The following is a 9649-nucleotide window of genomic DNA, read 5'->3' on the forward strand; positions in this document are numbered from 1 at the left end:
AAATAAATTTATTAGTAAAAATATTTGCTGCCAGCAAACAGATTCCTTCTTGACACTCTTTATCATTTAATATCAACTTTGCCGATAAAAATTGAAAATATCAAATCCCCCCCACTCCCTCTTCTATGTCTTCGGCAAAAAAAATCAACAACCAGACAAATTTTTGTGATATATTCATTAATACAAAATAATATGATTATTCATTGCAAGGAGGGTGTTGGTGGTGGCCAAACGCAAGAGCAAAAAGCGCTCCCTATCCGCGGCGGAGTGGGAACAGCTCGCTTCCAAACCGCACTTTCAGGAGCTGATGCGCAAAAAGAAGCGATTTATCATCTCCGCAACTATTTTCTTTATCCTCTACTATTTTGCATTGCCCATTGGAACAGGGTACTTCACTTTCCTTAACACGCCCATCATCGGCTCTTTAAACGGCGCTTATTTGTTTGCTCTCTCCCAATTTTTCATGGCATGGATTTTAGCGATACTCTATGTCCGCCACGCAAACAAGCTGGATCAACTCATTGAAGAACTCATCCCCCAACAAAGGAGGAAGTCATCATGAACGCCGCGTTTCTCCTCTTTCTTCTCTTCGTTGGCATCACGCTGGTCATCACCTATTGGGCTGCAAAACGAACCAAATCAACCGCTGACTTTTACGCCGCGGGCCATGCGATCAAGGGATGGCAAAATGGCATCGCGATTTCCGGCGATTATATGAGTGCCGCTTCGTTTTTGGGCATCGCCGGCTTGATCTCCCTCTATGGCTATGATGGTTTCTTATACTCGGTGGGATGGCTGGTCGCGTATTTGGTTGTTCTCATTGTGGTGGCGGAGCCCTTGCGCAACTCGGGCCGTTACACCCTTGCCGACATGCTGGCTTACCGGATGAAAGCCAAACCGGTTCGGTCTGTGGCCGCACTTTCCACTTTGGCCATTTCCACTTTCTATATGATCGCGCAGTTGGTTGGTGCCGGAGCCATCATCAAGTTGCTGTTGGGACTGAATTATGAGTCCTCCATTATTATCATCGGAGCGCTCATGATCCTGTATGTGGTGTTTGGCGGCATGTTGGCCACAACCTGGGTCCAGATCGTCAAAGCCGTGTTGCTCATGGCGGGCACCATTTTGTTAAGCCTGATGGTCTTGGCCAAGTCGGACTTCAGCCTGGTCAACATGTTTGACCAAGTCTCCGCCAAATTTGGACAAGACTACTTGGAGCCGGGACTCCTCTATAAAAACCCTCTCGACAACATCTCCCTCGGATTGGCGTTGCTCGCGGGGACAGCCGGCTTGCCCCACATTTTAATTCGCTTTTATACCGTTCCTACGGCCAAGGAAGCCCGGATTTCGGTCGTATGGGCCATGTTCATCATTGGGGCTTTCTACATCATGACCACCTTCCTCGGTTTTGGTGCCGCCTTGTTCGTGGGGCCGGAGAAAATCACCTCATTTGATAAAGCGGGCAATATGGCCGCACCCCTGCTCGCGCAAGCGTTGGGTGGCCAGTTCTTCCTTGCCTTTATTTCCGCCGTCGCTTTCGCCACCATTCTCGCCGTCGTCGCCGGCCTGGTCATCTCTGCCGCCGGGGCCTTTGCCCATGACTTTTACGCCAATGTGCTGCGCGGTGGCAAGGCAACAGAAAAAGAGCAGATGCGCGTGGCCAAGTGGGCATCCGTCGGGGTCGGCATCGCCTCGATCATCTTGGCGCTCCTTTGCAAAGATCAAAATGTCGCGTTTCTCGTCTCACTCGCCTTTGCCGTAGCGGCCAGCGCCAATCTGCCCGTCATCCTCTTCACGCTGTTTTGGAAGCGCTTTAACACAAGTGGTGCGGTCATCGGCATGTTAACCGGATTGATCAGTTCCATCATCTTGGTTTTGATCAGCCCCAACTTGCTTCCGCCCGAACAAGCTATCTTCCCCCTAAAAAACCCGGCACTCTTATCTGTCCCGCTCGGCTTTTTGGGTGCCATCGTCGGCACTTTCCTCTCCCGCGAACCGGAATCGGAACAGAAATACAACGAACTCTTGGTTCGCTCCAACACCGGAATTGGAATGGAGTAAACCGGCACATCACAAAAAAGTCTCCCACCACCACAGCGAGAGATAACAAAACAATAAATCCCAAAGGAGGAAGATTTTTGAAAGCGTAGTGACTGGGAGCTGTTAATCAAGCGGAGTGCCGAACGAAAGAAGAAAGCGGGCAACGGAGCGATAGCGACAACGAATGTGATTGTTGCCCGCGCCGGAGTTCGGCGACGGAGCCACTTCCCGATAAGGCGACCAAGGAACGCAGACTCAAAAATCGACTCCGAGGCCACTTTGTCAGCAAGTTCAAAGTCTCCCGCTACCACAGCGAGAGACTTTCTTTTTACTGTTCTCCTTGCTTGCTTATCGAACGCAATCGCAACAATCGATACAGATGGCTTACCACCACTTTCAACACCGCATAAGTCGGCACAGCCAGCAACAACCCCAAGAAACCGCCCAAACTGCCTGCGACTAGCAATATTAAAATAATCGTTAACGGATGCACATCCAAGCTTTTTCCCATCACATAGGGGGAAACCAAATTCCCCTCCAACTGCTGGGCCACCAGCGCAACCACGAGCACCCACACCACCATCATCGGCGAGTCGATGAGCGCCACAATCACGGCGGGAATCGTCCCGATAAACGGACCCACGAGAGGGATCACATTGGTGAACATAGTCACCAAGGCCAAAATCAGCGAGTAATCAATGCCGATGATCAAATAGCCGATATAAACCAAGACACCCACCAACAAACTGACGAGCACCTGCCCCTTAATATAAGAGCTGAGCGCAAAATCCATATCAGCCAAAATCCGAAGCCCTTGCTGCCGCTCTTTCTCAGGCAACAAACGCAAAAAGTAAGGCGGAAATCTCTCCCCTTCCTTTAACATGTAATACAAGATAAACGGAACCGTCACAAAGACAACGATAATATTGGTGATCACCGAGAAGAAACTGGCTATATTCGCCCCGATCGCCGACAAACTGCTTTTCAAGTACTTGGTCGCGGCCGTCACCACTTGGTTCCAGTCCACATAACTTGCCACCCATGGATGATGGCTCCACTTGATCAGTTGCTTTTGCGCCCCATCAATCATATGGGGCAAATTGAGGAGCAAGCGGTCAAACTGCTCCTTTAAAAGCGGCCCGATCAAAAAGCCCAACAACACGAACAAGCCAATGACCAAGAGGTAAATCAGCAAAATGCCCCATCCCCGCGGGACACCCCGCCTTTCCAAAAACTGCACCACCGGTCGAAACAGGTAAAACAACACCCCCGCAACAAGGAACGGAAAAAAGAGCGTCTGCACCAGAATAACCAACGGGCGGAAAATGAACTGCACCTTATTGGCCAATAAAACAATCAGCAGAATCACAATGATTCCGTATCCCAAGCGAAACATCTTTGATTGCGGCATCTCCTCACCTAACTTTCTGTTTGGTTTTTCACTTTGCATATCACCGCATTTAACAGCCCACCCAATATTAATACCATAGAAGATAGATAAAACCATCCCACCAAAATGATAATCGCCCCCAAATTTCCATAGACCAGGGAGTAATTGTCGAACGAAACATAATAAGAAAACCCAAGCGAACCGAGTTGCCAGCCCACCATCACAAAAATGGCCCCCGGCAGCGCTTGTCCAAACGTAACTTTGGTATTGGGGGTGTACTTGTACAAACACCAAAAAACCACAAAAATCACCAGACTGCTCAAAAGCCAGCGAATCCATGTCCACACTTCATAAAACCACTCAGTCACGCCAAACATCTGAAAGACATAATGTCCCAGCACTTTACCGAATACAGGAAGCATCAGCGAGAGCACCAATGCCCCCAACAAACCAAACATCAAGAATATTCCCAGCAATGCCTGCATCCAAAACGATCTTTCTTTGTGAACGTTATAAGCATTATCCAAAATGCGGATAATGGATTGAAAGACCACAGAGGCCAGATAGACCGTGATCACCAAACTGAGCGAAAAGATCCCTTCCCTCCGTTCATCCAAAATCGCCGCCAAATTGGATTCCAACAATTCAAAGGTCGTAGGCGGCGCATACGGCTTAATCATGACAAGAATATCCGCGCTGGTGAACGGCAAAAACCCCAACACGGTGACAGCGAGAAGCAAAAACGGAAAAATCGACATCAAGATATAATATGCAAGTTGAGCGGACAAATCAAAAACCCGCTCCTCCACCCATCTTTTTTTTAATTCTTTCATAATCAGTACCAGTCTCATCGTTCCTCCTCAGCTCTTTAAAACAGGGTGTCATTGAATCACATTTCCTTTTTTATACATATTTAACAACTCTTCTTCTGCATAATCCATCTTTCTTCTTTTATATTTAAGAAAATTTAAATATAATAGTTCCCAATTTTTTTAATACGGTGTAATATAATAATAATCCACTACTTGTGAGGTGATCGGCATGAGAACATTAGCGTTACACGAGATTGGTGAAGTCATTCGCAAGGTCAGAAAAGAGCGCGGACTACGACTGGAAGATTTGGCCGACGAAAACATTTCCCCGGCTACAGTCAGTAACATCGAACGGGGAGTGGCTCACGTCAGCCCCGAAAAAATTTCATATTTGCTGGAAAAATTGGACCTCCCTATGAACAAGCTGCCAGAAATGCTGGTGAAAGAACAGGCTGAATTAAAAAAAGTGAAGTTTAAACTACTTACCGTCGCCACGCTAAGACAAATCGGCCTCATCGATGAAGCCCTCCAGCGTTTGGAAGAATTGGTGCTGGATGAGACACATCCGTACATCGCTCACGCATATTATTTCAAAGGCAAATGTTACATGTCAAAGAAAAAGTGGAAGCAAGCAGAACGCGCATTATACAATGCCCTTCGCCTAACCCAGCAAAACCCATATAAAGACCACAATATGGAGTCGGCAAGTTACTTGCTGTTGAGCTTGATCAGCTATTACCAAAACCGGATGGAACAAGCCCTCTCCTTTACCGACAATGGGTTGGAAACGTTTGTGGAAAATGGGGAAAACCAGCACATCAAAATCTTGCTATATAGAAATAAAGGGATTTATTTGCACCGCTTGGGACGAATTACGGAAGGAATGCGGCTGGTTCAAGAAGTATGGTCTCAAATTCAGAATATTTCAGATGCGAGTACTTTGCTTGGTTTCTATTGGTTGCGGGCGGAATTTTCGAGATTAATCGGGATATATGAAGAATCTATCGAATATGCTGAAGAAGGCATTGAAATTGCAAGGCGCAACAAGTTGTACGATAGTATGTGCGACCTCTGGATTGTGTTGGGAAGTGCCTATACGTCCACAAGGGAATGGTCCATGGCCGAAACATCCTTTAAAATGGCACTGAAATTGGAAGAAAAACATGCCGAAGAACAACGCGTCACTAAGGTGTACAACCGTCTAGGCAAGCTGTACATGAAACAAAGCAGAATGGAGGATGCCAGAGCCGCCCTGCAAAAAGCGATCCAATACGCGGAAAAATACAATGACTTCAAACATCTGAGCACCGGCCTCCTCAGCCTTGGCGACCTCACATATTCCAACGGCAAAACGGAGGAAGCCATCTTGTATTATAAAAAGGCGCTGAATCTGACCCAAAAACATGGATATAAAGAAAAGGAGTACAAGGCTTGGTTTAGCCTCGCGAAATGCTACGATGGAGTGGACGAGCAGGAATTTCAGAATTGCATGCGAAATATGTATAATACAAAAAGAGAATTTGCTAGGATGGAGGTAGAAGAACATGATTTTAAAGATTAAAAGTCTTTCTCTCGCTATGGTTGTCGTCGGAATTGCTATCTCTACTGTATTTGGGCTTGTCAGCCAAGTAGAGAATGCTACGCTTGCGAGTCAAGAACCGGGTTGGCCGGCACCCGACATCGAAAGTCAAGAGCCTGGCTGGCCCACTCCGGTTTTCGCCAGCCAAGAACCCGGCTGGCCCGCTCCGGTTTTCGCCAGCCAAGAACCCGGCTGGCCTACTCCACCCGTAGCCTAATGCTTTATCTTTTGCAAAAGCAGAGTTCCCATAAGGACTCTGCTTTTATCGTTAACTTTTGGTGTTTCCCCACAAACCCTTCACTCGGCAAAAGTGGTTGTGATATACTTTCAATGATTGGAACGTTCCTATAGAAAGGATGCCTAAAGATGAAAGAGATGAACGCATACGAGATTATTGAATTCATTCAAAAAAGCGAAAAGAAAACCCCGGTTAAGATACATATTAAAGGCCAACTGGATCAAATTGATTTCGGTCCCCAAGTCCAATCTTTTGTCACGGGAAAAGTGGGTGTCGTCTTTGGAGATTGGAAAGATCTTGAACCGATTCTGACTGCCCACAAAGATCACATCGAAGATATGGTGATCGAGCATGACCGCCGCAACTCCGCAATTCCGCTATTGGACATGAAAAACATCCCAGCCCGGATTGAACCTGGCGCCATCATCCGCGACCAAGTTGAGATTGGGCAAAATGCGGTCATCATGATGGGCGCCGTCATCAACATCGGCGCTGTCATCGGTGAAGGAACCATGATTGACATGAATGCGGTGATCGGTGGCCGCGGCACCATCGGCAAGAACTGCCATATCGGCGCAGGTGCTGTCATCGCGGGCGTGATTGAGCCACCATCCGCCACTCCTGTGATCGTCGAAGATGATGTCGTCATCGGTGCCAATGCCGTCGTCTTGGAAGGGGTACGAATCGGAAAAGGCTCTGTTGTCGCGGCAGGGGCCATCGTAACCAAAGATGTGCCGCCAAACGTTGTTGTTGCCGGCACACCGGCTCGCATCATCAAAGAGATCGATGACCAAACCCGTTCCAAAACGGAAATCATCCAAGCCTTGCGCGATCTATAAACGAACTTCATTCCAGGCCCTTCGGGGCCTCCTTTACTATCACGAGCCTTCACTGGGAGTGAACCTTCATGCAAAATTGGCAACAGCTCGACCAAACATACATCATGTCGACCGTTACACGCTACCCCATCGCCATCAGCAAAGCGGAAGGGAATTATCTCTTTGACACCGAAGGAAACCGTTATCTGGACCTGTTTACAGGACTGGCCGTTAATACCTTGGGCCATTCCCATCCCCGGATCTTGGCGGCATTGGAGGAACAGGGCCACCGCTTCCTGCATATCTCCAATCTGTTTTTAAACCCGCCCGCGATTCGGCTCGCTGAGCGCTTGGTCCAACATACGTTCGGTCACGGAAAAGTGTATTTCTGCAACTCCGGGGCGGAAGCGACAGAAGCCGCCATTAAGCTAATTCACAAATGGATCGCTCGGGAACGGCACGGACGCCAAGGGATCGTTGTCCTCAAAAACAGCTTCCATGGACGCACGTTGGGAGCTATGCGGCTGACCCGGCAACCAGGCGTATATCAAGATTTCCCGCAACCGGACTTTCCAATATACGAGGTGGGGCCGAACCAAGTTGAGGCCTTGGTCGAAACTTGCCGCACACACCAACCTGCCGCCATTTTGGTTGAGCCCATTTTGGGTGCCGGCGGAGTCGTCACCCTGAAGCCGACTTTCTTGGAAGCCATCGACCGGTTATGCAAGGAAGAGCGGATGCTGTTCTTGATCGACGAGATCCAAACGGGGATCGGGCGCACCGGCAAGTTATTCGCTTACCAGCACTTTTCCCTCTCCCCTGATGTGATTCTCTTTGCCAAAGGAATCGGTGGTGGCTTGCCTCTCGGCGGATTGATCGCGGGCCCCGATACGGCCGATTTGTTTCAGCCAGGGGATCACGGGACTACATTTGCTCCCTCCCCGTTGAGTGCCGCTTTGGGCAATGCGGTGCTTGACGTTTTGTTGGATGAGGGGATGTTGGAACATGGACGTCAAATGGCTGATCATCTGTGGAGTGAGCTTCATCGATTGCTACAGAACTACCCCCAAGTCTTTCAAGGATTGGATGGCCGTGGGATGATGCTTGGGATTCGCACGCATTTGCCCGCTGAACAAGTGAGTCGATTGCAACGCGACTTATTGACGGAAGGAATTCTGGTCAATGTGACGGCGAAGACCGTCATCCGCCTCTTGCCACCGCTTACGCTCACCCGTGAAGAGATCGCATTCTTTATCGAAACGCTGGAACGCTTAGTCGTCCAAACACAAACCGCATAGGAGGTGAACCCATGTCCCGGCCACAACTGGAAACGCTCATCCATCTGCGCCGCGAGTTGCATCAGATTCCCGAACCCGGTTTTCAGGAATGGAAAACACAGCGCTTTCTCTTAGATTACCTGGGCACCCTCCCGACCGACCGCTTGCGGATCAAAACATGGGAGACAGGCATTTTGGTCAAAATTCCGGGGACACAGCCGCGCAAATGCATCGCTTATCGGACTGATATGGATGGGCTGCCAATAAACGAACAAACCACCTACCCATTCCGTTCCCGCCATGAAGGCTATATGCATGCGTGCGGGCATGACCTCCACATGGCTATCGCCCTCGGCTTGGTCAGCCATTTTGCACATCATCCGGTGCGTGATGACTTGCTCTTCATCTTTCAACCTGCTGAAGAGGGACCCGGTGGCGCTCATCCCATGATGAATGGCGCCCCATTTCAGGAATGGAAGCCCGACATGATCTTCGCCCTTCATATTGCCCCAGAGTATCCGGTAGGCACAATCGCCACCAAACCGGGCATCTTGTTTGCCAACACTTCGGAATGCTTCATCGATCTCATCGGCACGAGTGGGCATGCCGCCCGCCCACACCTCGCCAATGATATGGCGATTGCCGCTTCACAGTTGGTGATGCAGTTGCAAACGGTGATCTCGCGCAACGTGGATCCGATCGATTCGGCAATTATTACGATCGGCAAAATGGACGTCGGCACCAAGCAGAATATTATCGCGGGGCAAGCGCGCTTGGAAGGAACCATTCGCACGCTGTCCATGGAGACGATGCATCGGGTGAAAACCCGCATCGAGCAACTGGTTCAGGGCATTGAAAAAGGATTCGCCTGCGAAGGAAGCATTGATTGGGGGGCCAACTACTGCCAAGTCGACAACGATGAAGCCCTAACCCGTTCCTTTATGGAATGGGTTAAAACGCATACCCCCTACACCTTGATTGAATGTCGGGAAGCCATGACAGGGGAAGACTTCGGCTATTTCCTGCGGGACATCCCCGGGTTCATGTTCTGGCTCGGGGTGGACACGCCCTATGGCCTTCACCACCCGCAGATCGAGCCGCAGGAAGAAGCCATTGGCGTCGCCGTCGATGTGATGTCGCGCTATTTAACCGAATTGGCCAATGCTTGATTTCTTTCATGACAAAAGCCCTCAGGAGTGAGACTGATGCAGAAAGATTACTTAAAAATGATTATTCTACAGTTTCTGGAACCAAAACGGCTCATATGAAAAAATAAAGAAGCGCTTTCTGATTCTGCAAATCAGGAAGTGCTTCTTCTTTGCCAGAAGTTGCACCATTCTTTTGACGTTGACCACAAATGTGGTCAACACAGCTTGGATAGTTACGCCGAATAGACCCCAGTATTTTGCTCGGGTCAATCCATGAAACCGTTTAATTTCGGCATTTTTATGTTCAATACGCCTCCTTTTTTTACTGCGTAAGGAAAAGAGAGAAC

The 9649-nt window shown here is 49.1% G+C and carries 8 protein-coding genes and 1 pseudogene; 6 read left to right on the plus strand and 3 right to left on the minus strand.

Annotated features, from left to right (window positions below):
* Positions 1–223: 223 nt before the first annotated feature.
* Positions 224–562 carry a DUF485 domain-containing protein gene (locus ACFQNG_RS19490; protein WP_379867582.1) on the plus strand — a complete coding sequence of 113 codons (339 nt, stop codon included), beginning with the start codon at positions 224–226 and terminating at the stop codon, positions 560–562.
* Positions 559–2061, plus strand: a complete 1503-nt coding sequence (locus tag ACFQNG_RS19495; RefSeq protein ID WP_379867583.1) for a solute symporter family protein — start codon at positions 559–561, stop codon at positions 2059–2061. The genes ACFQNG_RS19490 and ACFQNG_RS19495 overlap by 4 nt, the downstream gene beginning before the upstream one ends.
* A 307-nt stretch (positions 2062–2368) precedes the next feature.
* Here ACFQNG_RS19495 and ACFQNG_RS19500 read toward each other — a convergent pair whose 3' ends face one another.
* Positions 2369–3436 carry an AI-2E family transporter gene (locus tag ACFQNG_RS19500; protein ID WP_379867584.1) on the minus strand — a complete coding sequence of 356 codons (1068 nt, stop codon included), beginning with the start codon at positions 3434–3436 and terminating at the stop codon, positions 2369–2371.
* Positions 3437–3459: 23 nt separating this feature from the next.
* Positions 3460–4281: a YihY/virulence factor BrkB family protein gene (locus tag ACFQNG_RS19505; RefSeq protein ID WP_379867585.1), complete on the minus strand. Its 822-nt coding sequence runs from the start codon at positions 4279–4281 to the stop codon at positions 3460–3462.
* A gap of 190 nt (positions 4282–4471) precedes the next feature.
* On the opposite strand from ACFQNG_RS19505, the gene ACFQNG_RS19510 reads away from it, so the two are divergent.
* The 4 genes from ACFQNG_RS19510 (at position 4472) to ACFQNG_RS19525 (ending at position 9323) form a co-directional block, all read left to right on the plus strand.
* Positions 4472–5803 carry a helix-turn-helix domain-containing protein gene (locus tag ACFQNG_RS19510; RefSeq protein ID WP_379867586.1) on the plus strand — a complete coding sequence of 444 codons (1332 nt, stop codon included), beginning with the start codon at positions 4472–4474 and terminating at the stop codon, positions 5801–5803.
* 384 nt (positions 5804–6187) lie between these two features.
* Entirely contained in the window at positions 6188–6898 is a 711-nt protein-coding gene (gene dapD, locus ACFQNG_RS19515; RefSeq protein ID WP_379867587.1) for a 2,3,4,5-tetrahydropyridine-2,6-dicarboxylate N-acetyltransferase, read from the plus strand.
* Between the two features lie 68 nt (positions 6899–6966).
* Complete coding sequence (locus tag ACFQNG_RS19520; RefSeq protein WP_379867588.1) at positions 6967–8175, plus strand: aspartate aminotransferase family protein; 1209 nt, start codon at positions 6967–6969, stop codon at positions 8173–8175.
* An 11-nt stretch (positions 8176–8186) separates the two neighbouring features.
* Positions 8187–9323, plus strand: coding sequence for an N-acetyldiaminopimelate deacetylase (locus ACFQNG_RS19525; RefSeq protein WP_379867589.1), 1137 nt, complete (start codon positions 8187–8189; stop codon positions 9321–9323).
* 147 nt (positions 9324–9470) lie between these two features.
* On the opposite strand, the pseudogene ACFQNG_RS19530 reads toward ACFQNG_RS19525, so the two are convergent.
* A pseudogene (locus ACFQNG_RS19530) lies at positions 9471–9649 on the minus strand (transposase); the annotation flags it as partial.

The sequence above is a fragment of the Laceyella putida genome, assembly GCF_042665195.1.
Taxonomy (GTDB): domain Bacteria; phylum Bacillota; class Bacilli; order Thermoactinomycetales; family Thermoactinomycetaceae; genus Laceyella; species Laceyella putida.

What these genes read in the sequence shown, in the direction of transcription:
- ACFQNG_RS19495 (WP_379867583.1), top strand. Translation starts at nt 559, where the DNA reads ATGAACGCCGCGTTTCTCCTCTTTCTTCTCTTCGTTGGCATCACGCTG.
- ACFQNG_RS19500 (WP_379867584.1), bottom strand. Translation starts at nt 3,436, where the DNA reads ATGTTTCGCTTGGGATACGGAATCATTGTGATTCTGCTGATTGTTTTA.
- ACFQNG_RS19505 (WP_379867585.1), bottom strand. Translation starts at nt 4,281, where the DNA reads ATGAGACTGGTACTGATTATGAAAGAATTAAAAAAAAGATGGGTGGAG.
- ACFQNG_RS19510 (WP_379867586.1), top strand. Translation starts at nt 4,472, where the DNA reads ATGAGAACATTAGCGTTACACGAGATTGGTGAAGTCATTCGCAAGGTC.
- dapD (WP_379867587.1), top strand. Translation starts at nt 6,188, where the DNA reads ATGAAAGAGATGAACGCATACGAGATTATTGAATTCATTCAAAAAAGC.
- ACFQNG_RS19520 (WP_379867588.1), top strand. Translation starts at nt 6,967, where the DNA reads ATGCAAAATTGGCAACAGCTCGACCAAACATACATCATGTCGACCGTT.
- ACFQNG_RS19525 (WP_379867589.1), top strand. Translation starts at nt 8,187, where the DNA reads ATGTCCCGGCCACAACTGGAAACGCTCATCCATCTGCGCCGCGAGTTG.